Raw genomic sequence first — 24,085 nt, 5'->3', positions numbered from 1 at the left:
CTGACAGCGTTCACTGCAATCGCACTGCAGTCTTACGGAACGTGGCCGGTCGGAGGTACTCTCGGCCACGGGAGGGGGCATTGACATGCCTGATGTTCGATTCGGCGTGCTCGGGCCGGTCACGGCCTGGCGTGGTACGGCTCCGGTCGAAGTGGGTTCCGGCAAGTGCCTGCGGGTGCTCGGGGTGCTGCTGCTGCACGCGAACCAGCGGGTGGACCGCGAGCAGATCATCGAGGGCGCCTGGGACGACGGGCCGCCGAGGAGCGCGGTCAACCTCGTCCAGAAGTACGTCGGCGAGGTGCGCCGGTCGCTGGAGCTCGACGACGGCTCGCTGCAGACGGTGGGCACCGGGTACCTGCTGCGGGTGGCCCCCGACCAGCTCGACAGCACGCAATTCGCGTCCCGGCTCGCCTGGGCGCGTGAAACCCGCGGCGATGGCGACCTGACTGCCGCCCGGCGGCACCTCTCCGAGGCGATGACGCTGTGGCGCGGGCCCGCCTTCGGCGACCTCGACACCCCCGCGGCCGCCACCGAACGCGCCCGGCTGGACGAGTACCGCCTCGGCGCCCTGGAAGACCTCGCCGAGCTCGACCTGCTGCGCGGGGAGCCCGCGCTGGCCATCCCCGAGCTGTCCCGGCTCGCCGACGAGCACCCGTTCCGCGAACGCGCGCGCGAGCTGCTGATGATCGCGCTCTACCGCAGCGGTCGCCAAGGCGACGCGCTCGCCGTGTTCCACGACATCCAGCGCCTGCTGGCCGAGGAGCTCGGCGCCAACCCCGGGCACGGCCTCCAGCGCGTGCAAGCGCAGATCCTGCGCGCGGACCCCGCGCTCGAGCTGGCCAGCCCGGCGGGGGAGCAGCGGCCGATCGCCCAGCTGCCCGCGGACATCCCGGACTTCACCGGCCGCGCCGGACCACTGGGCGAGCTGCTGGACCTGCTGACCGAGCGCCGGGTGGTGGTCGTCGCCGGCGCGCCGGGGACCGGGAAGTCGGCGCTCGCCGTCCGGGCGCTCCGCGACGCACGGGACGCGTTCCCCGACGGCCAGCTCTACCTCGACCTCGCCGGCACCGCCACCGTGCCGCGGGACCCGGCGATGATGCTGGCCGAGCTGCTGCGCGCGCTCGGCGTCACGGACGCGGTCATGCCGCCCGGCCTGCACGAACGAGCCGCCCTCTACCGGTCACGGCTGGCCGATCGCCGCATGCTGGTGCTGCTCGACGACGCCGCCGGCGCCCAGCAGGTGCGGCCGCTGCTGCCGCCGTCCGGCGGCTGCGCGGTGGTGGTCACGAGCCGGCAGCGGCTGGCGGACCTGGCCGGTGCCGAGCACGTCGAGCTGGACGTGCTGTCCGCCGAAGACGCGCGGAGCCTGCTGGCCCGCATCGCCGGGGCGGAGCGCGTCGAGCGGGAACCGGAGGCGGCCGACGCGATCGTCCGGCTGTGCGGACGTCTTCCGCTGGCCATCCGGATCACCGGGGCGAAGCTCGCCAGCCGGCGGGCGTGGACCCTGCAGGTGCTGCGCGACCGCCTGGAGGACGAGTCCCGGCGGCTGCGCGAGCTGCGGGTCGGCGACCTCGACGTGCGGGCCAACTTCGACCTGAGCCTGCGCCTGCTCCCCGAAGAAGCCGTCCGGGCGTTCCGGCTGCTGGGACTGCTGGGCGCGGAAACGCTCCCCGCGTGGGTGATCGGCCCGCTCCTCGGCCGCCCGGCCGGAGACGACGTGCTGGACGCGCTCGTCGACGCCTACCTCGTGCGCCTGGTGACGACCGACCGCGCCGGCCAGCCGCGGTACCGGCTGCACGACCTGTTGCGGACCTACGCGTCGGAAGGCGCGCAGGACTGTTACCCGGCCGAGGAACGCCGGGCCGCGGTGGAGCGGGTCCTCTCCGCCTGGCTCGCCCTCGCCGAGCAAGCCCGCGACCTGTGCTCCCCCAGCCTGTTCCGGCCGACGCCGGGCCGTGCACCGCGCTGGACCCCGGACCACACGGTCGTCGATCCCATCGCCTGGTTCGACGCCGAGCGCGGGACGTTGCTGCGGGCGATCGAACTCGCGGCCGAATGGGAGCTGGACGAACTGGCCTGGGAGCTGGCGATCGCCGCGGTGCCGTACTACGACCACCGCAGCCTCTACCAGGACTGGAACCGCAGCCACCGGATCGCCTTGGAAGCCGCCACCGCGGCCGGCAACACCCACGGTGAAGCGGCGTTGCTGCAAGGACTCGGCCAGGTGCACATCTACCTCGACGAAATGGCCGAAGCCCGCCACGACCTGCGCCGGTGCGCGAAGCTGTACCAGGACATCGGCGATCGCCGCGGCGAAGGACTCGCGCTGGCGAGCCTGGGCACCGTGCACCGTGTCCGCGGCGAACTCGACGCGGCGCTGACCGTCGACAAGGAGGCGTTGACCCACCTCGTGGCCGCCGGGCACCGGCAGGCGGAAGCGCAGATCCGGACGGCCATCGGCATCATCGGCTTCGAGCAGGGTGCCGACGACGCCGGCCGGTGGATCGAGGACGGCCTGCGGATCGCGCGCCTCCTCCGCGACCGGCACCGGCAGGCGGTGATCCTCCGCACGCTCAGCCGCTACCACCTGGGGATCGGCGACACCCCGGCCGCGCTGCGCGACCTCACCGAAGCGCTGACGGTCTTCAACGAAATCAGCGACGCCCGGTGCGGCGCCTACACCGACCAGCGGCTCGGCGCGATCTACGCCGAGCTCGGTGACCGTCCCCGGGCGGAGTCGGCCCTCCAGCGCGCGGCGTACGTGTTCCGCGTCAACGGCGACCGCAGCAACGAGGCGGCGTGCTGGCAGCAGCTCGGCGAGCTCGAAAGCGAACTCGGCGACGCGGCCGCGGCCCGGCACCACCTGGGCCTGGCGGTCGGGCTGTGGCAAGCCGTCGGTCTGCCGGAGCGCGCCGAAGCGGTGCAGGCCGCGCTGGAGGCGGCGGCCGGGTGACGCTCCGGTCCGCCCGGCTGTGCGTCACGCGTTCGCGAGACCGCGGACCGCGCCGGCGACGGCACGGAAGTCCTTGCGCAGGATGGCCCCGTGGTTGGAGGCGACCTTCTCGCTGGTGATGGTGGCCTTCCGGGCGACCACGGCGTCGAGGGCGGCGCGGATCCGCTCCTGCTCGTCGCCCTTGCTGCCGAAGGACGTCCCGGAGGCGATCACGTACCGCACGGGGACCGTGAGGCCGTCCAGCACCGGACCCAGCTCGCGCTCGCGGGAGAGCTTGCCGAGTTCGATGTTGCTCTCCGCCTGCTGGGCCGCGGTCATCCGCGGGGCCAGCCCGGTCGGGCGCAGCAGCGGCAGGAACCAGCTCATCCGCTTGAACAGCTTGCGGATCCGCTGCTCCATGGCGTCGTCGAGCCAGTCGTGCGGGTACGCGCCGTCGACCAGGACCGCGCCGATGGCTCGCTGCGGGTTCCGCTCGGCCCAGTGCGCCGCGACGACCGCGCCGTAGGACCAGCCCACCACGAGCGCCCGCTCCACGCCCCGGGCGGCGAGCACGGCGTCGACGTCGCGGACGGCGGCTTCGAACGAGTAGTCGGCCGAGCGCCGCGACTTGCCGCGGGCCCGCTCGTCGTAGGTGATGTGCCGGAACTCCGGTCCGAGCTCGGTGAGGACGCGGCGCCAGTAGCCCTGGGTGGCGAACTGGCCGTTGAGGTAGACCACGGGGGTGCCGGGGCCGCCGGTGTCGGTGACGGCCAGTGCCGTGTCGTCCACCGGCACCATGCCGGTCCAGTCGGAGGAGGTGGTGGTGGTCGGGGAGGTGCTGTTCTCGGTCATGCGGTTACTGTCGCCGCCCCGCCTGACACGGCCCTGACACCGCGCGGACAGTCCCCGCCGCTAGTCGTAGCAGCCCTCCACGGTCCACTGTGGAGTATCACCGACGGTGGCTCTGAGCAGGAGCGCGATGTCGCCGTCTTCCGCGGAGGCGCCCTCCAGGACCACCTGGATGCGGGCGAGGGGCCGCTCGCCTCGGCGGCCGGGCAGGGCCGGGTGCACGACCCACGGGCCCGCCGAGCCGATGACCCGGCGCGGCGGTCCCCCGTCGACGGCGACCGTCGACGGCGGGTAGCCGAGTTCGCCGCGCGTGGTGCAGCGGACGACGTCGCCGACCGCGTCGAGCACCTCGGCCGGCACCGGGCGGGGCGGCACCACCGTCGGTGAGGGCGCGGGCAGCCGGCCCGGCCACGGCCGGTCCGCGGCCAGGGGACGGCGCGGCTCGCCCCACGGGATGAGCCGGACGCGTTCGGCCGGGCCGCGGCCGCCGTCCAGCAGCGGGGTGACAACCGCGTCCGGACCCAGCAGGCCCTGGATGCGGACCAGGGCGCGGCCGGCGCGTTCGGCGGCGTCGGCGTCGCGGCCCACCGAGCCGAGCTGCAGCTGCAGCGCTTGGCCGCCGACGACCTCTTCGGGGTCGAGGCGCAGCCGGACGATGCCGGCGGTGGGCCGGTCCCGCGCGGTGAGCCAGCCTTCGCACTGCCACCGCACGCGATCGGCCGTCGAGCGGGCGGTGAGGGGCTCGGCGCAACGCCAGACGCGTACGCGTTCTTCGCCGGCTTCGGTGACGGCGACGATGGCCAGGCGCGTGCAGGCGAGGCCGTGGTTCGCGAGCCCGGCGAAGAAGCGCTCGCCGAGGGTCTTCGCGACGAAGGCGGCTTCGTCGATTCTTCGCAGAGGCTCTTCGAAGGTTTCGGTGACCGCCAGGTCCGGCGGAAGGGCGCGGCGCAGCGGCGGGCGTTCGGAGAGCCCCCGGGCGAGCCGGTGGGCGGTGAGGGCGTCCTTCGGGAAGCGGCCGGCGACGTCGCGTTCGGCCAGCGCGGCGAACGCACCGAGGGTGCGCAGGCCGAGCCGCTTGAGCAGGTCGACGAGCTCCCCGCGGTCGTCACCCGGCTGGTTCAGCTCGGCGATCGAGAGCGGCGCGAGGAAATCCTTCGCCCGCCCACGCGGAACGAGCGCCGATCGGCGGGCGGCGAGGGTGGCGGCGAACAGCCCGTCGGCCACCCCGACCTGGCATTCGACCCCGGCCCGCGCGGCCACTTCGTCGATGAGCAGCTCGGCGAGGGCGGCCTCCCCGCCGAAGTACCCGGCGGCCCCGTCGACGGGCACGGCGACCAGCCCGGGCCGGACGACTTCCACCCCGACGGCCTGCCCTTCGACGGCGGCGGCCACGGGTTCGAACAGCCGGGCATCCCGATCGGGATCGTGCTGGTGCACGACGAGTCCCGGACACCGCGACTGGGCGTCCCGGCGCCGCATCCCCCGCCCGACGCCGTGGTGCCGCGCGGAAGCGGAGCAGGCCACGACCCGGTTGGCGGAGAAAACGGCGGCGGCCGAGGTGGGCGGAACCCCGGCAGCGGCCCCGGCGGCGGCGACCGGCCAGTCCGGGCACCACAGCACGAGCAACCGTGGCGCATCGCTCATCCGCCAACCAGCCCGGCGAACGACCTCGGCGCAGCCCTCATCCCCCGGCCCCGGCCGACCGCCGGACCACCCACCCGGCTGGCACCAGCCCCGACCGGCCGCCGACACCAGCCGACCACCCACCCCGCCGGCACCAACAGCCTCGGCACCGCCCTCATCCCGCAACCAGCCCGGCGAACGACCTCCGCACCGCCCTCATCCCGCAGCCCGAGCAGCCCGAAACCCGGCCCGAAAACCCCGGCCGCACCGCCGAGTTCACCCGGCCACCTCGACCAGGCGCCGCCCCGGGGGGCTGCCTCCGGCCACCGCTCCGTCCGGGCCCGGGAGCAGCAGCCCCACCGATGACGGGCGCGCCGCCGCGCCGCGGCCACGGCTTGTCGCCACCACGTCGCGGGCGCGGAGGTGGCCGTGGCCGTCCTGCGTCAGGCCGTGCCAGCGGCGGCCCGACACCCTCAGCTCCAGGTCCGCTCCCGGCCACGGTCCCGCCGTCAGCAGGACCGTTCCCCGGTTGCGGACCCGGCCCGCCAGCCGGCGGGCCGTCTGGGGCTGCACCGGTGCCGGGCCGAGGACCACCACGTCGAAGCCGTCGACCAACGCCGACAACACCGCCACCAGCTCCGCGCCCGGGTCCGGCACCAGCGCGAGGCGCTCCAGGTCGACGCCGAGTTCCGCGGCCGCGGCCAGGCCCAGCTCCGGCAGTCCGGTCACCGCCGCCCAGGAACCGTTGCGGGTGGCCGCCGCGAGGAGGGCCAGTACCAGCGACGTCCCTCCGCGCACCGCGATCGTGCTGCCGCGCCGCAGCCCGCCGCCGGGGAGCAGGCGGGCCAGCTCGGGCAGCACCGCCAGCAGTTCCCCCGGCCCCGCGTCCGGCTCACGCAGCTGCGCGGCCGTGCGAACCCCGGGGATGGCCGTGAGCGCCTCCGGCACCGCCACCGCCGCTCACCTCCAGCACCACGTACTCGTACCGGAGACACCCGCGTGAGGAAGCCACAGGCGAACCCAGAACAATCATCGAACACTTGTTCGCATAGTGCGAGACGGGCGGCCCCGCTGTCAAGCCGGGCGCGGCACCGGGGGGAGGACGCCGCTGACGTAACGCACGTCGCCCATGCGCAGGTCGTCGTCCCCCAGGGGCGCGAGACCGTGGGCCGCGAGCAGCTCCCGGACGGTGCTCCCGGTCAGCTCCCAGCCGTGGGCGGCCAGGTAGGGCGCCGCTTCGTTGCGTTCACCGAAATAGCGCAGCCTCGCCATGTCCGTGTCGAAGCCCTGCCCGCGCCAGCGTCCGGAGAGCCGATCCAGGCCTTCCTTCGTCTTGGCCTCGTCGCCCGGTCGTGGGTTGGGCCGGTTCTCGGTGGCCACCCGGCTGCCCGGCGCGCTGAGTTCGGTGACGGTGTCGAGCAGCCTGTCCTGCGCCTCGGGCGGCAGGTAGCCGAGCAGGCCTTCGGCGCTCCACGCGGTCGGCCGCGCCGGGTCGAAGCCGGCGGCGCGCAGCGCGGCGGGCCAGTCCTCGCGCAGGTCGGCCGCCACCACCCGCCGGTCGGCGGTGGGCTCGGCGCCCAGCCCGGCCAGGGTGCGGGTCTTGAATTCGAGGACCTCCGGCCGGTCGACCTCGTACACGACGGTCCCGGCGGGCCACGGCAGCCGGTACGCGCGCGAATCCAGGCCCGAGGCCAGGATCACGACCTGCGAAAGAGCCGCCGCGCGGAAGAACTCGTCGTAGAACTTCGTCCGCACCTTGGCCAAGTCGATCCACACCGGCTCGACCAGCTCGCCGGGCGCCGCCTCGCCGCTCGCCAGCCGGGTGAGCAGGTCGACGCCGACCGCCCGGACGAGCGGTTCGGCGAACCGGTCGTCGATGAACGCCGGATCCGCGCGGGTCGCCATCGCCCGTGCCGCGGCGGCCATCGTGGCGGTCGCGCCGACACTCGACGCCAGGTCCCAGGTGTCGCCGTCATGCCTGCTCGAAGCCACGCTCTCCCCCGTCTTCCGGTGGCCGCGGGCCGACCACCCGGCTCATGATCCACGCATGCCCGCCGACCTGCCGCCCGCGGGCGAACCCGAACTCCTCGAACAGTTCCACGGTGGCGGTGAACAGGAACCTCGCCGGCGCGTCCCGGCCGGCGGTCACCTCGGAGACGGCCTCGACGAGCCCGCCGCCGGCCCGCGCGATCAGGTCGAGCGCGCCGGCCAGTGCCGCGCGGGCGATGCCGTGGCCCCGGTGCTTCTTGTCGACGAAGAAGCAGGTGATCCGCCAGTCCGGCCGCGGCGGCGCGTCTTTCTCGTAGGCACGCCGGTGCTTGATGCCGGGTAGTTCGCCGGGGCTGCCGTACTGGCACCACCCCTGGGCGACGCCGTCCTCGTCGAGCACGAGCGCGGCGTGCGCGCCGCCCGTCCGCACCCGGTCCTCCTTGATCGTGCGGCGCACCGGGCCCCGCCGAGCGCGTTCCGGGTGGAAGCCGAGGCACCAGCAGCCGCCGAAGACGCCGTTGTTCCGTTCGACGAGTTCCGCGAAAGCGGCCCACGTCGAGGCTTCGAGAGGCCGGACGGTGTGCGCCATCCACGCGATTCTGCCCGACGCACGCCGAGTCACGCACTCGGCGACCAGGCCGGTTTCGGCGGATTGGCCTTGGACACCGAAGATCGCGAGCCCCTACGGTCTCGTCCGTGAACCTCGGACGGATCGGCCTCTGGAGCCCGCTGCGGCTCTTCGAACAGGAGGGTGCCCGGCTCCCGGAGACGATGGCCGAACTCGACGCGTCGGGCTTCGGCACGGTCTGGCTGGGCAACGGTCCCGCCATCATGGAAATGGCGGCCACCGTCCTCGACGCGACCTCGCGGATCACCGTGGCCACCGGCATCGCCAACATCTGGGTGCACCCGGCGGCGGCGATCGCGGCGCACCGGAGCGAACTCGCCGGGCGGCACCCGGGCCGGCTGCTGCTGGGCCTCGGCAACGGCCCGCGCGAAGCGAGCCAGTGGGCGTTGTCCCCGTACCAGCGGATGGTGGCGTACTTCGACGAGCTGGACACGCTCGGCACCCCCGCCGGAAGCCGCGTGCTGGCCGCCTCCGGTCCCCGCATGCTGGCGCTCGCCGCGGAACGCAGCATCGGCGCGCACCCGTTCCTCACGACCGCCGAGCACACCCACCTCGCCCGCACCGCGCTCGGCGAGGGCCCGTTGCTCGCCCCGGAACTGAAGGTCGTCCTGGCCGCGGACCCGGCGACCGCGCGCGCGACCGCCCGGCAGGCACTGAGCTTCTACCTGGCGAAACGCGGCTACACCGCCAATCTCCGCCGTCTCGGGTTCACCGACGAGGACTTCGCGGGCGGCGGCAGCGACCGGCTGGTGGACGCGGTCGTCGCGTGGGGTGACGTCGAGACCGTGCTCGAGCGGGTCCGTGAGCACCACCGGGCCGGCGCGGACCACGTGGCCCTGCAGGTGCTCACCTCGAACCCCGGCTTGCCCCTCGCGGAGTACCGGGAGCTCGCCGCGGCCCTCCGCTGAAGCTGTGACGCGCATCGCGGTCACACCCCTCGTCCGCGGCCTCGTCCAGGGGGTGAAGCGAGAAAAGAGGACGAGATGCGCCGGATCCTGATCGTCGGCGGCGGGTACGCCGGGTTCTACGCCGCCTGGAAGCTCGAGAAGAAGCTGCGTCGCCGCGAAGCCGAGGTCACCCTCGTCGACCCGCGGCCCTACCTCACCTACCAGCCGTTCCTGCCCGAGGTCGTGGCCGGCTCGGTCGAGGCGCGGCACGCCGCCGTGTCGCTGCGGCGGCACCTGCGCCGCACCCGGGTCGTCGCCGGGAAGGTCACCGCCATCGATCACGCCCACCGCGTCGTCACCGTGCAGCCGGCCGACGGCGAAGCCTTCGAACTCGGCTACGACACCGTCGTCGTGACCGCCGGGGCCGTCACGCGGATCCTGCCCGTGCCGGGCATCGCCGAGCAGGCCATCGGGCTCAAGCACGTCGAGGAGGCGGTGGCGATCCGGGACCGGCTGCTCACCGCCTTCGACCGCGCCGCCGCACTGCCCGCGGGCCCGCAGCGGCGGAAGCTGCTCACCGTGACCTTCGTCGGCGGTGGCTTCTCGGGCGTCGAAGGCTTCGGCGAGCTGCTGTCGCTCGCGACCGCGCTGCTCAAGCGCTATCCGGAGCTGCACCGCGACGAACTGGCCTTCCACCTCGTCGAAGCGTCGGGCCGCATCCTGCCCGAGGTCACCGACCGGCCGGGGCGCTGGGTCGTGCGGGAACTGGAACGGCGGGGCGGCCGCGTCCACCTGAGCACCCTGGTGACGTCGGCGAAGGACGGCCACGTAACGCTTTCGACCGGCGAGGAGTTCGACTCGGAGCTGATCGTCTGGACCGCGGGCAACGGCGCCAACCCCGTCGTCGGCCGGCACACCGACTTCCCGGTCGACGACCGCGGTCACCTCGTCGTGCGGCCGGATCTGCGGATCGAGGGCGTGCCCGATGCCTGGGCGGCCGGGGACGACGCCGCGGTGCCCGACCTCGCCTCGCCGGTCCCGGGCGTGCGCACCGTGCCCAACGCCCAGCACGCCTACCGGCAGGGAAAACTGCTGGCCCGCAACATCATCGCGACGCTGCGCGGCCGGGCACCGAAGCCGTACGTCCACCACAGCCTGGGCGCCATCGCGACGCTCGGCCTGGGCCGCGGGATCTTCCAGTACCGGAAGCTCGTCATCACGGGTCTCCCGGCGTGGCTCGTGCACCGCGGCTACCACGTGCTGGCCGTGCCCACCTGGGAACGCAAGGTCCGGGTCCTCGCGGTGTGGCTGACGCAGGCCCTGTTCGGCCGCGACATCCTCAGCCTGGCGTCGGTGCAGCACCCGCGGGACGCCTTTGTGGCGGGGGGGGGGGGCCCGCCCCCCCCACCGCCGGATGGGCTCAGGCGTTCTGGTGCTGCGCCATGTACTGGGCGTACCAGGTGGGCCATTCCTCGTCGTACTGGCCGGTTTCTTTCTCGTGCTCGCCGTGCGCGGCCGCGGCCTCGCGCAGCGCGGCTTCGAGCTTCTGCGTCGAGCCGAACGCCACGCCGGCGACCCGGCCGGGCAGCCGGTCGGTGACCTCCTGCAGCAGCCACGTGTTGCCGTCCGGGTCGCTGAACGACGCGAACGAGGAGTAGGTGCCGCGGTCGGGGTGCACGCCCGGGGCGAAGGCGCCGGTGTCGTCGCGGTGAAAGACCTCGCTGACGTCGACGCCGTGCCCGGCGAGCTCGGCCCGGGCGGCCTCGACGTCGTCGACGACGAGGTAGGTGTTGCGCACCGAGCCGGGGCCGGCGTCGGTGATGCCGGTGCCGAAGTGGACCGACGTCGCCGATCCCGGCGGGGTCAGCTGCACGATTCGCGATCCGCCGAAGACGATGTCGGCGTCTTCGCGCCAGCCGAGTGTCTTGTAGAAGTGCTTGGTCCGGTCGACGTCGGCGACCGGCAAGACCACGACTTCGAGCTTCATGTCCATGATCGGACTCCTTCTCTCCAGTGGCGGCGGGATCGGTAAGGGGCTCAGTGCCGCTCGCCACCACAGTCGTCCTTCCCACGGTCCGTTCGCCCCCGTGAGACACCCTGGTCATCCCCGGGCCCGGGCCCGGGGATCGCGCTAGGGTTCCGGGTGATGTCTGGTCGGGAGCCGGAGCTGGTCGGTCGCGGCGAGGAACTCGCCGCGCTCGACGGCGTGCTCGCTGCCGCACGGGCGGGCCGCAGCCGGGTTCTCCTGCTGCGCGGCGAGGCGGGGATCGGCAAGACCGCTTTGCTGGACTACGTCGCGGCGCGGGCGACCGGCTGCCGGGTGGCGCGGACGGCCGGTGTCGAGTCGGAGCAGGAGTTGCCCTACGCCGGCCTGCAGCGGCTTTGCGTCCCGTTCCTCGGCCGGCTCGAGCACTTGCCTGCGCCGCAGCTGGCCGCGCTCGGCACGGCCTTCGGCTTGACCGCGGGCGACCCGCCGGACCGGTTCCTGGTCGGCCTCGCGGTGCTGACCTTGCTCGGGGAAGTCGCCGAGGACCGGCCCCTGGTGTGCTTGGTCGATGACGCGCAATGGTTGGATCGGGTGTCCGCGCAGGTCGTCGCGTTCGTCGCGCGGCGGCTGCTGGCCGAGCCGATCGCGCTGGTCGTCGCCGTGCGCGAGCCCGCAGAGCAGCTCGATCTGGCCGGGATGCCGGCGGTGGCCGTCCGCGGCCTCGAGGGTGCGGCGGCCGGCGCTCTGCTGGACTCGGTGCTCAAAGGTCCGCTGGACGGCCGGGTGCGCGACCGGATCATCGCCGAAACGCACGGCAACCCGCTCGCGCTGGTGGAGCTGCCCCGGTTCTGGACCGCGGCCGAGCACACCGACGGGCTGTTCCGGCCGGACGGTGATGCGCTGGCCGACCGCCTCGAGCGCTGCTTCCTGCAGCAGCTCGCACCACTGCCGGCCAGCACCAGGAAGCTGCTGCTGGCCGCGGCGGCCGAGCCGCTGGGAGACGCCACGTTGCTCTGGCGTGCGGCCGGTGAGCTCGGCTTGGGCGCGGACCCGGCTACCGCCGCCGAGTCGACCGGGCTGATCGAGTTCGGGCCGCGGATCCGGTTCCGGCATCCGCTGGTGCGCTCGGCTGTCTACCGGTCCGCCTCGGCCGGTGAGCGGCAGGAAGTGCACCGGGCGCTCGCGGCGGTCACCGACCCGGCCCTCGATCCGGATCGGCGGGCGTGGCATCGCGCGCAGGCGAGCGTGGCCCCGGACGAAGACGTCGCGGCCGAGCTGGAGCGGTCGGCTGGTCGTGCTCAGGCGCGCGGGGGGCTCGGCGCCGCCGCGGCGCTGCTGGATCAGGCTGCCACGCTCACCCCCGATCCGGCGCTGCGGGCACGACGGGAGCTCGCGGCCGCCCGGGCGAAACGCGGCGCGGGCGCGCTCGAAGCGGCGTTGGGCTTGCTGGGAGCGGCCGAAGCCGGGCCACCGGACGCCGCGCGGGACGCCGAGGTCGAACGGCTGCGCGGGCAGATCGCGTTCGACCAGCGCAGGGGTGGCGACGCGGCGGAGTTGCTCCTGCGCGCCGCCGGACGGCTCGACGGTGACCGGGCTCGCGAAACGTACCTGGAAGCGCTCGGCGCTGCGGTCTGGGCGGGATCCGGGGTCGAAGCCGCGAAGCAGGCGCGTGCGGCCCCTGCGGCCAAAGCCCCACCAACCGTCGTCGACCTCGTGCTCGACGCGCTCGCCACCCGCCTCACCGACGGCTACGCTGCCGCGGCCCCGCTGATGACCAAGGCAATCGACGCCGTCCGGACACTGGACACCGCCGGCGAGAACACCGGACGCCTGCTGTGGCTGCTGGGCAACCGGGCCGGCGGCACTCTGGCGACCGAGGTGCTCGACTACGCCGCCGGGCGTGCGTTCGCCGAGCGTCAGGTCCGGCTGGCGCGCGACACCGGCGCGCTCGTCCAGCTGCAGTTCGCCCTCAACTTCCTCGCCAACCACGAGCTGCTGGCGGGAAATTTGTCCGCGGCACAGGCACTCGTCGACGAGGACCGCCTGCTCGCCGAGGTCACCGGGGGCCGTTCAGTCGGGTACAGCGCGATCCTGCTCGCCGCCTTGCGCGGCCGGGACGCTTCCGCGGAGATCACGGCCGCTGCCGCGGCCGCGGCCGAGCGGGGCCAGGGTCGGGTCGTGCGGTTCGCCGACTACGCGCAGGCCGTGCTCGCCAACGGTCTCGGCCGCCATGAAGCCGCCCGGGACGCGGCCTACCGGGTGTTCGAGCACGACGCGGTCGGCCACCAGGCCCTCGCGACGGCCGAGCTGGCGGAGGCCGCCTCGCGCACCGGCGACAGCGACCTCGTCACCGCGGCGCTGGACCGGATGTCCGAACGGGCCAGAGCCACCCCGACGGTGTGGAACCGCGCCCTCGAAGCCCGCCTGCGGGCGCTGGCGGGCATCACGCCCGGCGAGTGCTACGCCGAATCGATCGCGCTGCTCGCCGGCACTCCGTTGCGGGTCGAGCTGGCTCGCGCCCACCTGGTGTTCGGCGAGTGGCTCCGGCGCGAGGGACGCCGAGTCGACGCGCGCGAGCACCTGCGCACCGCGCACGTCATGACCTCGGAGATGGGCCTGGACGCCTTCGCCGACCGCGCGCGCCGCGAGCTGCTGGCCACCGGCGAGACGGTTCGCAAACGCACCGCCGAGACAGCCACCGAGGAGCTGACCCCGCAGGAGTTCCAGATCGCCCGGCTCGCACGCGAAGGACTGTCCAATCCCGAGATCGGCACGCGGCTCTTCCTCAGCCCGCGCACCGTGGAATGGCACCTGCGCAAGGTTTTCGGCAAGCTCGCGATCAGTTCGCGGCGTCAACTGCGCGACGCTGTCTTCGACGGGGCAGCGGCGCCGCTCGACCCGGTCGATCGGTAAGCCGTTCACGCCGGAAAAACCCGGCGATCGAGTGACAGCGCTCGCCACCACGAAGCGCTACGGTGATCTGGCGCGCCTCGGCGTGGTCAGGTCCGAGACCCGTGGCGACGGGCGCCGGGTACGACATCTCGTCCAGCCCGGGCCGGTAAGCCCTTCTTGGGTTGGCAGCCGCCGTAGATGGTCTCGGCGTGGTTCGCGCTGCCGAACAGTCGCCGGTGGCAGTGCACGCAGGACGTGTAGCTGCGCTGGCTGTGGACCCGTCGGATCGCGTCCAGCGGGGAAGTCTCGCGGGCTCCGTTGTTCTGGAGCTGGCAGGATGTGGTGCAGGGGAGTCGTGCTTGTCGGATGCGCGTTCCCTTTCCCGGCCCGAGGATTGGACGCAATTGGGACGCTCGTCGGTGTTCACTTTCCAGTACATCGCCATCGACACGGAGGCTGGTGTCACGCCGGAGGAGTTCGAGACGTTCGTGCGTGGTGAGGGCGTTCACCTGCCCTTGTACCCGGGGTGGCGGTGGACTCTGCTGCGGGGGTTGCGCGGGGAGCGGACCGGGCAGTACCTGATGTTGTACGAGATCGACAGCGCTGAGCAGCGCGACCGCTACGTCACGGCCCGGGGTGAGCAGACCGAGCTGGCCCGGCTGTTCTGGGCGCGGCACCCCGAGGCGGAGGCTGTGCTGGCGCGGTGGCGGCGGCTGGGCACGTTCGCTGAGCTGCCGACGTTGTTCACCGACTACCGGCTGCTGGCCGACAATCCGCGGAGCACGGTCACGCCCGGCCCCCGCTACCGCGACCGCCCGGGGGAGGAGCCCGTCGCCCGGGTCGTCGGGATCCACAACCTGGCGTTGCGCGCCGGTGTGACCGAGGAGATGTTCGACCGCTTCATCGCCGAGAACCACCACCGGATCGACGACTATCCGGACTGGCGGTTCCACGTGCTCAAGGGCGAGCGGGGCAACCGCCTCGACCAGTACGTGATGATGATGGAGATCGCGAGCCTGGACGCGCTGGACGTCTTCTACCCCGAGCCCGACATCGCCACCGGCGAGGCCGCGGAGTTCGCGGCCGCCCACCGCGACACCAAACAGATGTACGAGGAGTGGAAGCAGCTGGCCTCGTTCTCGGGCTCACCGCAGATCTACACGGACTACCTCGCCGTCGCGGAGAACCCGGCGTAGCCCCGCACGACCGGGACGAGCCCGGGATCAGGTGGTGGGTGCGGAGGCAGTCGCCACCCCAACCTTTCGTGACGCGGCAGCCTCAGCTTGCCGACCATCCCGCTGTATAACGCCCTATTCGGCCGCCGATGAGACGTTTATTTCGGCCGGTCGTCGTGGTCGGCCGCGAGCTCGGGATCGCGCAGCCTGACGTCGTTGCCGAGCCGCCGGGCTCAGGCCCGGCCGGTGCCTCCTCGGTAAGGTGCGGGGGAGCGAGGGGGAGGGTGACGGGTGACCGGATCGGGCGAACCACGGCTGCGTTCCGCGGTCCTGGCCGCGGCGTGGGCGCGGATTCCCGGTGTGGACGTCCTCTCCTCGGGTGACGGCGGCCCGCTGACGCGGACCGTCAAGAAGATCATCGATCCGCTGGTGGTCCGCACGGCGGCGCGGCCGCGGCTGGGCCGTCCGCTGCTGGAGCCGGCCGCGGCGGCCGAGCTGACCGGGGTGCTGCTGGCCGACGCGCCGCGGTTGCGGGCGACGGCCGCGTGGTTCACGCACCTGAAGCGGCAACGCCGGGCCCTGCGCATCACGGCGGGCGACGTGCAGGACGTCTGCTTTCCCCTGGCGTACGAGCTGGCGACGGGGTTCGGCATGCCGGGCCCGGATGCGCCGGAGACGGCGGCGGCGGCCTTGCGCGAGTTGCACGGCGAAAGCGGCGACGCCGGAGTCGCCCGGCTGACCGCGTACCTGGCCGATCCGCGCGTCGCGGCGGACCTGACCGCGGAGCTGCACCGGCGGTGGCACGGGAATTCCGACGCGGGCCTGGCGCTGGAGGACGCGGTGGCGTTGCTCGGCGAGTTCGTGGACCGCCTCTCCGACACCGCTTGGCGGGCGCTCGCCGATTCCGCCGCCGGGCACGCCTTCGGGCTCGCCCTGCGCCGTCCCGAAGGGGCTGGTGCCCTCGCCAAGGCCGTCCCCGGGCTGCCGGGACTCGGCCTGCAACGCGGGGATAGCGCCGCCGTCCCGCCGCTGCGACGGCAGGACGAAACCGGCCCCGAAATCCTCGAACGCAGCGTCGAACGCCGCGTGCGGGCCACCCTGCGTCGGCTTCCGGCCGACGAGCGGGAGCCCGTCGCCGGTCTCGTCGACGACGAGCTCGCCCGGGTCGCCGCCGGGTTCGGGCTCGCTCGGCCCGCCTTGGCCGCTTGCTTCGCGCTCGGCGTCGTCCTCGCCCCCGCGCTCCGGCCGCTCGACGGCGCCGCGGCCGGCGGGCCCGCGTTCGCCCGGCAGCTCAACGCCCAGGTCGCGCGTGAGGGATACGTCCTGCACGCTCGGCGGGCGCTGGCCGGCGCCACGCCGCTCACCCCGCGGCCCGACGCCGAACTCGTGCGTGAGCTGCGCGAATTCGCCAAGCAGTTCCTCGGCAGGCTGTGGATCCGGCTGCACGGCTTCGACGTCCGCGGTGACTTCCCGGCCGGTGCCGGGGACGTCCGGGACCTCGTCACCGGCGTCGTCCGCTCGACCTCGCTGGATCTGCGGACGAAGGTGCGCCGCGCGCTCGTGGCCCGCTTGCCGGAGCTGGAGGCGGTGTCGTGACGCACGCGGTGCACACCCCGGTCCTGGCCGCGGACGGCGCCCTCCTCCGGTTCGCCCTGGCCGACCTGCTCGCCGGCGAGCCCGGGACGATGCGCGTCGAACTCACGGACGCGGCGGCCGCGGAACCGTGGCTGACGCGGCTCGTCGGCGCGGAGCGTGCTCTGGCGGCACTCGCCGCCGGGCACGTCGACGTTCCCGCGCGGCCGGAACCGGCCGCGCTCGCGCTGCTGCTGTGGGCCCGCCGGTGGTGGCCCGCGAGCCCGGCGCTCGGCGTTCCGTCGCTGGACTCCGCGCTGCTGGACCTGGAAGCCGCCGTCGTCACCGCGGCGGTCGAGAACGTCGCCGAAGGCATGCTCGACGGCTTCGAGGCCACCCCGGCGGAGCTGTTCGACGCCGCCGCGGAGGGGGTCGCCGCGACGGTGGTCGCCGAGGAGGTGCGGGCCATGTGCCTGCGGTTGTCGGCGTGGTTCGACGACCAGGACGACGTCGTGCGCGCCGAAGCCGCGGCCGCGCTGTCCGCCGCCGTGTCGCCGGGGCAGCGGGCCTACGCACTGGCCGCCGGGGCCGACGGGCCGGTGGCGGACGCGGGGGTCGTGGCCGAGGGCCGGGCGAGCGTCGACTGGGCGCGCGTGCCGCCGGGCATCCTCGACGCCGCGGAGAACACGGTGGCCTGGCGGATCGTCGCGGCTGCGGCGGGCACCCGGCTCGAGGTCGAAGTCGCGGGGGCGTTCGCCGACGCGGCCCTCACCGCGTTCGCGACCCACGACGGGGAGGTGTTCGCGGAGGTTCCCCTGCACCTGGGGGCCGGCTGGTTCGCCGGCGCGGCCGACCTGGACGAAGCCGCGGCTCGGCGGGGCGTGGCCGCCCCCATCGGAATCGTCGTGGGCGTGACGGCCGAGGGCGTCGCCGGGACCACGCCGGAAGACCGGGCCGAGGTGGTGTCGCTCGTGCGGGCGCGAGCCGCACTGCCATTGGCGGACAGGACGCTCGCCGAGCGCGCGGCCGCCGCGTCCGCCGAAGAGGAGTTCTGACGTGCTCGTCGGCCTGCCGCCGCCGCACACCCCGCCGGACCGGCCGCTCCCGGCGGAACTGGCGGGCACGAGTTCGCACGGCTACAACTGCCGGTGCGTCGCGGTCCACTTCGGCCTCGACCCGGCGCCGTACGGCGAACTGCCCGCGTGTTCGCTCACCGAAGCCGGGTACCGGCGGCTGTTGGCCGAAGCGGTCGAGGTCCAGAACGAGGCCAAGTGGCTCGCCGCGGCACGGGACATCGCGGGCGCGCACCGGGCCTACGGCCGGATGCGGCAGCTCGCGCGGCAGCTCGACCGGACCGACCTCGAAGTCGCCGCCGTCAGCGATCTGGCCACTGTCTGCTATTCGGCGGGGGACCTGCGCAACGCCCGCCAGTGCGCCGAAGCCGTGGTGGCCGCCTTCCGCGTGAGCGCCGCCGCCGCTGTCCACTTCGGACAGTATGCCGAACTGCGGACGATCGAAGGTTCCCGCGAAGTCGCCGAGCGCGTGCTCGTCTCTCTGTCCACCGAGGACGGTGACGTGGCAGGGGCCCGGGAGCTGATCGCGGGGCAGCGCCGCCGGGCGGCCCAGCGGAAGGCGGCCGGGCCGGGGCTGTACCCGCCTGAGCTGCTCGACCCGCACGGCACCGACGAACTGGAGCTGCGCATCCTCGAGGCGCGCGTGCGGGTGACCGCCGGGGACCCGGCCGGCGCCTTGACCGCGATCGAGGAGATTCTCACGGCACTGGCGAGCATCGAGGGGGCCGACGCCCAGGTGGCGGGGCTGCGGGCGATGGCGCTCGCCGAACGCGCCCGGCTCCGCCAGGCCGGCGGCGAGGACGCCGGCGCGCGGGCGGACCTGTTCCGGCTCGGCGCCGGGCACGAAGGCCGGCCGGCGGCCGCGAAGTTCGCCATCGACCTGGCCGCGGACCGGGCGCTGGGCGGTGACCTCCCGGGCGCGGTCGCGGCGATCGTCACGGCCCGCGACGAACTCGCGGCGGCGGGCGCGACCGGCGACGTGGCGGACGCGAGCCATGCGCTCGGCACGTTGCTGCTGCTCACCGGCGATCCCCGGCAGGCCCGCGACCAGTTCGAGCACGCGGGCAAGCTCTGGACGGCCAACGGGGACACCCCGGGCCTGCGCCGGCTCGACGTCGCGCTGGCCCGCTGCGCCGCGGCCGAAGGCGACTGGGCGACGGCGGAGGAGCACGTGACCCGCGCGCGGGAGTCGGCGCGGGCGGCCGGGGAGTGGACCGAGCGCCTGCACACGGACTTCGTGGCGGCCACGATCGGCTTCGCCCGCGGCGAAGACCTGCGGGCGGTGCTGGACCTGCTGCTCCCGGTGGCGCTGGCCGCGGCGGACTACCGGTTCGAGTTCGCTTCGCCGCGAGCGCGTACGGCCTGGGTGCGTGAGGTCGCGGGCCCGGCGACCGAACTGCTGATGGCGGTCCTGGCCCGGCTGAACGAGCCGAGGCTGGCCGCCGAACTGATCGAACGGACCTGCGCGGTCGGGGCGTACACCGGAGCCGGGGCACCCGCGCTCGACCTGACCGGCTCGGTCCCCGCCCTCCCGGTGGCGCTGCCCGCCGCCGGGCTTCCGCTCGCCGCGCTGGGCACCGTCACGGCGTCGCTCCCGCTGCGGCTCGCGCCGCCGCCCGCCCTGCGCTGGTCTCCCGGCTCACCCATGGAACTCGACCGCTGGCTCGAGGTCGCCGCCGAGCGGTACGGCCTGCCCCGCCCGGCCACCGAAACCGTGGCGACCTGGCCCGCCGCCGATCCCGGCCGCGAGACGTTCCTCCTGCGCTACGCCGACGCCGGGCACACCTACCTCAGCTGGCGGACCACCGGCGACCTCGACACCGTCCACACCCACCCGGTCGACGCCGCCCTGGTCGCGACCGCCCGGGAGTTCCTGGCCGAAGCTTCGCCGACGCCCCGCGAAGGCGAGAGCGTCGCCGACGCCGTCCAGCGTTCGCTCGGCGCCTTCGGCACTCTCGACGGCGAACAACGGCTGGCCCGGATCCTCGCCCTCAACCTGCTGCCCGCCGACCTCGTCGCGCGGTTGCGGGAGGCCGCCGGCAGCGGACGGCGGCCGCTGCTGCGCGTGCAGCCCTCGCCGAGCCTCGCCGCGGTGCCGTGGGGCCTGCTGGCCCTGCCCGACCGGCGGCCGGACCACGCGCTCGAACCCGGCGGGGAAAGCAGCTGCTTCGACGGCGACGACCGCGTCCTCGACGTCGCCGACGTCTCCCTGCTCGCCCCGGCCGGTATCCCGCGCCGCCCGCCGGCCCCCGACGGCCCGCCGGTGTACTTCCTCGACCCGCGGATCCCCGGCCAGAGCGCCTTCGGCGAACTGGGCTCCGTGCTCGGCAAGCAGGACGCGGCGTCACCGCTGATCCGCCACCTGGACGCGCGGCTCGCCGCCGGCCCGGTCCGGCCGTCCGCCACGCGGGGGCTCGACCTGGTCCGGCGCACCGACACCGACCGGCGGCTGCTCGCCCGGCTGCTGGCCGAGCCGTGTTCACGGCTGGTGTTCGCCGGGCACGTCAGCCGCGTCCGCGACGAACACGGCGCGCAGACCGCGCTGCACCTGTCCTGCCCGGCCGAGCTGCCCGGCACGGCCGAGCCGATCGGGGCGCACCGGCCGTTCACCGCCGCCGACCTCGCCCTGTCCGAAATGGACACCATGCCGGCCAGGGTGGCGCTGATCGGCTGCGCCAGCGCGAGCGACTTCGGCATGCCCGAGCCGTTCGGCGTGCTGCTCGCCGCCGTCGCGGCCGGGGCGAGGCTGGTCGCTGCGACGGTCTGGTCGCTGCCGACGTCGGCCGCGGTACCCGGCGCGGACCCGATGGCCGAACTGGTGATCGCCGTCGACACCGCCCTCGACGGCGACGACCCGGTCACCGAGCTGTGCGCGTGGCAGCGGACCCGGCTCGCGCAGTGGCGGGTGCGGCCCGAGCCGGCCCGCTCGCCGGTCTTCTGGGCCGCCCTGACCTGCCTCGACGCCTCCGACGACCGGCAAACCCGGGTTCGGTAGCGGCGCGTCCCGCCGAAGCTGTGCACACACCGCACAGCGAAAGGCAGGGCCGATGTTCAAGAAGATCCGCGACAAGGTCAACGAGGCAACCCAGCAGGGCGCGGCCCGCGGCGCGCAGGAGTTCCGGCAGCACGCGGAGCAGTTCCGGCGGGCGGCCGCGGCCCAGGGGTACGACATCACCCCGCAGCTGCCGACCCCGCAGCTGGCCGCCCAGGCGTTCCGGAACCTCAACGCCGACCCGGACATGGCCGCGTTCCTGGCGCTGCCGATGGAGGAGCAGCTGCGCCAGCAGCAGGAGCTGCAGGCCTACGGCACGGAACTGCGCCGCCTGTACGACACCGGCGAGCCGGCCAGCCTGGTCGTCCGGGCCCTGGAGCCGACCGACCGGACCGTCGCCGGGCAGGCCCGGTACACCGCGACGCTCGAGGTCACCCGCGCCGACGGCACCACCTACCGGACGGTGACCCCGCTGATCACGCCGCAGGCGACCATCCAGCAGTACGCGCCCGGCACCCGCCACGAGGCCCGCCTCGACCCGGCCGACCCGGCGAAGGTCGCCGTGTTCGGCCCGATCGCCTAGGTGCGGCGCCGTGTTCGGAGCATTCGACCTCGGCCTGCCGGGCGATCCGCGGCAGGCCCGCCGGGCGGGACGGCGGCTGTGGCTGCTCGGCGTGCCCACGACGCTCGCCTGGGCGGCGGCGGGCTGGTCCGGGGCGCTCGGGCTGCTGGACGGTTTCCGGCTGATGTCACTGAACCGCGTCGACGCGTGGGGGGCCGACGCGGGCCCGGTGGTTTCACTCGTGCTGTTCTTCAGCGTCGCCATCACGGTGGCGTCGTCACTCGGCTTCGCGATGCTGTGGGGCGACGGCCTGTCGTTGTCCCGGCTGGGCGTCGGCCTCCGGGCGAGCTCGCTGGCCGCGGCTCTGGGCGTGGCGCTGGGCACCGGCGTGGCGATCCCGTCGTGGAGCCCGCCGGAGTCGGTGGGGCAGCGGCTGCCGTCCCAGGCCGACGGCAAAGCCACACCGTGGTCCGATGTGGACTGGGTCGTCTACTACGAGCCGTACCTGCTGCCCGCGGTGTCCGCGCTGGTGGCCCTGGTCGTGATCGTGGTGCTGCTGCGGGCGTTCCTCGCCGCGGCGGAGGCGGACGACCGCGTGGAGGGCCTCCGCCGCGGCGGCCGCCAGGTGACCGGCCACGTGACGCACGTGGAGTTCACGAGCGTCTGGATCATGGGACACCCGCGGTTCGTCGTCCACGTCCGGTTCCCCACGGAGTCGGGGGAGCGCACGGTGGTGACGACCATGGTCACGCCGCTGTTCCAGGCCCCGGCCCGCGGCTCGACGGTGCTGGTCCGCTACGACCCCCGGGACCCGGACGAGGTACTGGTGGAACCGGATCCGGCCGCGGCGTTCCCGGGCCCGCCGTTCGATTGGGGCGTGTCCGCCGAATAGGCAGGGTTCAGTTGGATAGACAGGAGTCAAGATGTTCGGTTCGAAGAAGAAGCTCAACGATCTGATGGCGCTGCTCAGGCCCGACCTGAGCCGGGAATCGCTCGGCGTCGGACCCGACTTCCCGGGCGTCGCCCCGAACCCGCTGCTGAGCAGTGCTGCGTGGAAGCGCAACGCGGAACTGCGTACGGGGGTGCTTGCGCTCGGCGTTCTCGTCGACTGGCGGGAGGTCAACAGCAATCCACGCGTGGTCCTGATGTTCGACGTGGAGACCGCCGACGGCATCTCGTTCCGCGGTGTCGCAGACGAAGACCTCACGATCACCGAGCTCACCCGGCTCGCCCCAGGACAGACGTTGCCCGTGCGCTACCGGCCGGCCGTCATGGACCACTACGTCGCCCTTGCCCGGGACGCGGACCCCGCCCACGTGCGGCAGCTCTCCGACGTGATCGCGAGCCGCAAGCGGAGCTGACCCGAAGCCATCGGCCGGGTCCCCAGCAGTCCCTTCGAGAATCCGGAGCACGTCCATGTCAGCTGCGCCCACCCACCTCGGTCCGGTCGCCCTCGCGCGCGGATTTCTCACCGGCGGCATCATCGGAGCGGCCCTGTGTGCCGGCGTCACCGGTGTCGTCATCGAGAGCGTGCCGGTGTTCCTGGCCGGCCTGGGACTTCCGCTCGGCTACGGTGTCCTGTTCTTCGTCGCCGGCATACCGCGCCGTGCCCGCGAGGCGGCGGTCGTTCCCCGCGTCGCCCTCGCGCGGATCGAGAGCCTGCGCGCCGGCGGCACCGAGACCGGGGACGTCCCGCTCACCTTGGTCCTGACGGTTGCGCCCGAGGCCGCGCAGTCGTTCCGCGTCGAGACCACGCACCACGTCAACCTGGTCGACCTCCCGCGCTACCGGGTGGGTGACGTCCTCGTCGTCGAGTACCCGCCGGAACAGCCGTGGCGGGCCGAGGTTGTGCCGCGCCCGGCGGCGGAGTGGGCGCGCCGCGCGGCGGAGACGGTCGTCGAGCCCGCGCCCGAGTCCACTTTGGTCCAGCGGCCGCCGGAGGGGTGCGGGTTCACCGTGGTCGTGTTCATCGGGCTGCTGCTCGGCGCGGCCACCGTCCTCGGCCTGTTCCGCGCCGAGCTGTTCAGCCCGGAGCCGGTCGCCGAAGAGCCGGCCTCGTCATCAGAATCGTCAGAATCGTCGTCCACCACGGTGACGTCCGCTTCGAGCTCCGCGACGATCACCGTCGGCCCGGAGCAGTCCTTGCTGGACGCGGGGGAGCTGCGCCGGGCCATCGACGCACTCGCCGGCGGGGTGGACGTTTCGGAGGTGCTCACCGCCGTCGTCGAAGAACGCCGGCTTTCGGTGGTCTTCGCGCCCGCCGATTCCGCCGTCCCGCGGTTCGACCTGCGCGAGGTACCTGCCGACCGCATCCCGGACCTGGTCGCCCAGGCCGGCGGCACCCACGACGTCGGCTCGCCGCGGACCTGGCAGGTCACGGTCGTCCGGCTGCCGGCCGCGCTCACGGTCCGTGCGACCGTGACCGGGCCCGGCGGCAGTGCTTCGGCGGTCCTGCCGCCGGGGTGATCGCCCTCAGGCGGTGGCCGCGTCGCGGACCAGGGCGGTGTCGGTGAACTGTTCGAACCGGACGATCAGCCCGCCGCGCACCGTGAAGTGGTGGGCCACCCGGACGTTCAACGGTTTGCCGGTCGCCTGGTGCGTCGCGGTGTAGCGGGCCAGCACGACGACGTTCTCGCCGTCGGCGACGTAGGTGTCGTCGTGGGCCGCCCAGCCGTCCCAGTCCTGCGCGAGCTTCTCCATGACCCCGCTCGTGACGCCTTCCGGGGTGCGGTAGGTGCCGGCGAGCGGGAACCCGGCCATCTCCGTCCACTCGACGTCCGGGGCCAGCGTCGCCCGCAGCGCGGCGAGGTCGCCCGTGGCGGAGGCGAGGTACTGCCGCCGGACCACGGCGGCGGGCGTGGTGTCGTCGGTCAGCCCCATGTCATTTCACCCTTCGCGACCTTGGTGCCGAGCGACGCGGCGAT

Annotated in this window: 18 protein-coding genes and 1 pseudogene; 12 read left to right on the top strand and 7 right to left on the bottom strand. The window is 74.1% G+C overall.

The genetic code is table 11. The features are described from left to right. Window positions 1-85 precede the first annotated feature (85 nt). Entirely contained in the window at window positions 86-2,953 is a 2,868-nt protein-coding gene (locus ACFVYA_RS39275) for a BTAD domain-containing putative transcriptional regulator (protein WP_387052287.1), read from the top strand. Between the two features lie 24 nt (window positions 2,954-2,977). Here the strand turns inward: ACFVYA_RS39275 and ACFVYA_RS39270 are convergent, their stop codons facing one another. The 5 genes from ACFVYA_RS39270 to ACFVYA_RS39250 all read right to left on the bottom strand — a co-directional run bounded on the left by ACFVYA_RS39270 (window position 2,978) and on the right by ACFVYA_RS39250 (window position 7,982). After that, window positions 2,978-3,784, bottom strand: coding sequence for an alpha/beta fold hydrolase (locus ACFVYA_RS39270; protein WP_387052285.1), 807 nt, complete (start codon window positions 3,782-3,784; stop codon window positions 2,978-2,980). A gap of 60 nt (window positions 3,785-3,844) precedes the next feature. Beyond that, entirely contained in the window at window positions 3,845-5,425 is a 1,581-nt protein-coding gene (locus tag ACFVYA_RS39265; protein WP_387052283.1) for a DNA polymerase Y family protein, read from the bottom strand. Window positions 5,426-5,680: 255 nt separating this feature from the next. Then, window positions 5,681-6,358 carry a hypothetical protein gene (locus ACFVYA_RS39260; RefSeq protein WP_387052281.1) on the bottom strand — a complete coding sequence of 226 codons (678 nt, stop codon included), beginning with the start codon at window positions 6,356-6,358 and terminating at the stop codon, window positions 5,681-5,683. 120 nt (window positions 6,359-6,478) lie between these two features. Then, window positions 6,479-7,396: an SAM-dependent methyltransferase gene (locus ACFVYA_RS39255; RefSeq protein ID WP_387052279.1), complete on the bottom strand. Its 918-nt coding sequence runs from the start codon at window positions 7,394-7,396 to the stop codon at window positions 6,479-6,481. Beyond that, the gene (locus tag ACFVYA_RS39250) at window positions 7,377-7,982 is read right to left on the bottom strand and encodes a GNAT family N-acetyltransferase (RefSeq protein ID WP_387052277.1); all 606 of its coding nucleotides are present in this window, start codon (window positions 7,980-7,982) and stop codon (window positions 7,377-7,379) included. The genes ACFVYA_RS39255 and ACFVYA_RS39250 overlap by 20 nt, the downstream gene beginning before the upstream one ends. A 107-nt stretch (window positions 7,983-8,089) precedes the next feature. Between ACFVYA_RS39250 and ACFVYA_RS39245 the strand changes: the two genes are divergently transcribed. Continuing rightward, a complete protein-coding gene (locus ACFVYA_RS39245; protein WP_387052275.1) occupies window positions 8,090-8,929 on the top strand; it encodes a TIGR03620 family F420-dependent LLM class oxidoreductase in 840 nt (279 codons plus the stop codon). Window positions 8,930-9,004: 75 nt separating this feature from the next. Further along, window positions 9,005-9,982 (top strand): annotated as a pseudogene (locus ACFVYA_RS39240) (NAD(P)/FAD-dependent oxidoreductase); the annotation flags it as partial. A 346-nt stretch (window positions 9,983-10,328) separates the two neighbouring features. Here the strand turns inward: ACFVYA_RS39240 and ACFVYA_RS39235 are convergent. Beyond that, window positions 10,329-10,901 (bottom strand): VOC family protein, encoded by a 573-nt coding sequence (locus tag ACFVYA_RS39235; protein ID WP_387052273.1) that lies wholly within the window; start codon window positions 10,899-10,901, stop codon window positions 10,329-10,331. A gap of 153 nt (window positions 10,902-11,054) precedes the next feature. Here ACFVYA_RS39235 and ACFVYA_RS39230 point away from each other — a divergent pair, with 153 nt between their 5' ends. The 9 genes from ACFVYA_RS39230 to ACFVYA_RS39190 all read left to right on the top strand — a co-directional run bounded on the left by ACFVYA_RS39230 (window position 11,055) and on the right by ACFVYA_RS39190 (window position 23,627). Further along, the gene (locus tag ACFVYA_RS39230; RefSeq protein ID WP_387052271.1) at window positions 11,055-13,808 is read left to right on the top strand and encodes an AAA family ATPase; all 2,754 of its coding nucleotides are present in this window, start codon (window positions 11,055-11,057) and stop codon (window positions 13,806-13,808) included. A gap of 398 nt (window positions 13,809-14,206) precedes the next feature. After that, a complete protein-coding gene (locus ACFVYA_RS39225) occupies window positions 14,207-14,983 on the top strand; it encodes a hypothetical protein (RefSeq protein ID WP_387052269.1) in 777 nt (258 codons plus the stop codon). Between the two features lie 270 nt (window positions 14,984-15,253). Continuing rightward, complete coding sequence (locus ACFVYA_RS39220; protein WP_387052267.1) at window positions 15,254-16,558, top strand: hypothetical protein; 1,305 nt, start codon at window positions 15,254-15,256, stop codon at window positions 16,556-16,558. Beyond that, window positions 16,555-17,589: a hypothetical protein gene (locus ACFVYA_RS39215; protein ID WP_387052265.1), complete on the top strand. Its 1,035-nt coding sequence runs from the start codon at window positions 16,555-16,557 to the stop codon at window positions 17,587-17,589. Before ACFVYA_RS39220 ends, ACFVYA_RS39215 begins: the two co-directional genes overlap by 4 nt. 1 nt (window position 17,590) lies before the next feature. Then, the gene (locus tag ACFVYA_RS39210) at window positions 17,591-20,602 is read left to right on the top strand and encodes a hypothetical protein (RefSeq protein WP_387052263.1); all 3,012 of its coding nucleotides are present in this window, start codon (window positions 17,591-17,593) and stop codon (window positions 20,600-20,602) included. Window positions 20,603-20,654: 52 nt separating this feature from the next. Further along, a complete protein-coding gene (locus ACFVYA_RS39205) occupies window positions 20,655-21,182 on the top strand; it encodes a hypothetical protein (RefSeq protein ID WP_387052261.1) in 528 nt (175 codons plus the stop codon). A 10-nt stretch (window positions 21,183-21,192) separates the two neighbouring features. Then, on the top strand, window positions 21,193-22,053 hold the full coding sequence (locus ACFVYA_RS39200; RefSeq protein WP_387052259.1) for a DUF3592 domain-containing protein: 861 nt from the start codon (window positions 21,193-21,195) through the stop codon (window positions 22,051-22,053). Window positions 22,054-22,084: 31 nt separating this feature from the next. Beyond that, window positions 22,085-22,522 carry a hypothetical protein gene (locus tag ACFVYA_RS39195; protein ID WP_387052257.1) on the top strand — a complete coding sequence of 146 codons (438 nt, stop codon included), beginning with the start codon at window positions 22,085-22,087 and terminating at the stop codon, window positions 22,520-22,522. Between the two features lie 55 nt (window positions 22,523-22,577). Continuing rightward, complete coding sequence (locus tag ACFVYA_RS39190) at window positions 22,578-23,627, top strand: hypothetical protein (RefSeq protein WP_387052255.1); 1,050 nt, start codon at window positions 22,578-22,580, stop codon at window positions 23,625-23,627. Window positions 23,628-23,633: 6 nt separating this feature from the next. Here ACFVYA_RS39190 and ACFVYA_RS39185 read toward each other — a convergent pair whose 3' ends face one another. Further along, a complete protein-coding gene (locus tag ACFVYA_RS39185; protein ID WP_387052253.1) occupies window positions 23,634-24,041 on the bottom strand; it encodes a nuclear transport factor 2 family protein in 408 nt (135 codons plus the stop codon). Window positions 24,042-24,085 lie beyond the last annotated feature (44 nt).

Origin of the sequence: Amycolatopsis sp. NPDC058278 (assembly GCF_042881395.1) — a bacterium.
Taxonomy (GTDB): domain Bacteria; phylum Actinomycetota; class Actinomycetes; order Mycobacteriales; family Pseudonocardiaceae; genus Amycolatopsis.
The sequence above is the reverse complement of the archived record's forward strand: the minus strand, read 5'-3'. Positions and strand labels throughout refer to the sequence as shown.

Bases quoted from the DNA above. Each gene is read 5' to 3' on its own strand.
- ACFVYA_RS39185 (WP_387052253.1), bottom strand. From the start codon at position 24,041: ATGGGGCTGACCGACGACACCACGCCCGCCGCCGTGGTCCGGCGGCAG.
- ACFVYA_RS39205 (WP_387052261.1), top strand. From the start codon at position 20,655: ATGTTCAAGAAGATCCGCGACAAGGTCAACGAGGCAACCCAGCAGGGC.
- ACFVYA_RS39190 (WP_387052255.1), top strand. From the start codon at position 22,578: ATGTCAGCTGCGCCCACCCACCTCGGTCCGGTCGCCCTCGCGCGCGGA.
- ACFVYA_RS39250 (WP_387052277.1), bottom strand. From the start codon at position 7,982: ATGGCGCACACCGTCCGGCCTCTCGAAGCCTCGACGTGGGCCGCTTTC.
- ACFVYA_RS39195 (WP_387052257.1), top strand. From the start codon at position 22,085: ATGTTCGGTTCGAAGAAGAAGCTCAACGATCTGATGGCGCTGCTCAGG.
- ACFVYA_RS39270 (WP_387052285.1), bottom strand. From the start codon at position 3,784: ATGACCGAGAACAGCACCTCCCCGACCACCACCACCTCCTCCGACTGG.
- ACFVYA_RS39265 (WP_387052283.1), bottom strand. From the start codon at position 5,425: ATGAGCGATGCGCCACGGTTGCTCGTGCTGTGGTGCCCGGACTGGCCG.
- ACFVYA_RS39275 (WP_387052287.1), top strand. From the start codon at position 86: ATGCCTGATGTTCGATTCGGCGTGCTCGGGCCGGTCACGGCCTGGCGT.
- ACFVYA_RS39230 (WP_387052271.1), top strand. From the start codon at position 11,055: ATGTCTGGTCGGGAGCCGGAGCTGGTCGGTCGCGGCGAGGAACTCGCC.
- ACFVYA_RS39235 (WP_387052273.1), bottom strand. From the start codon at position 10,901: ATGGACATGAAGCTCGAAGTCGTGGTCTTGCCGGTCGCCGACGTCGAC.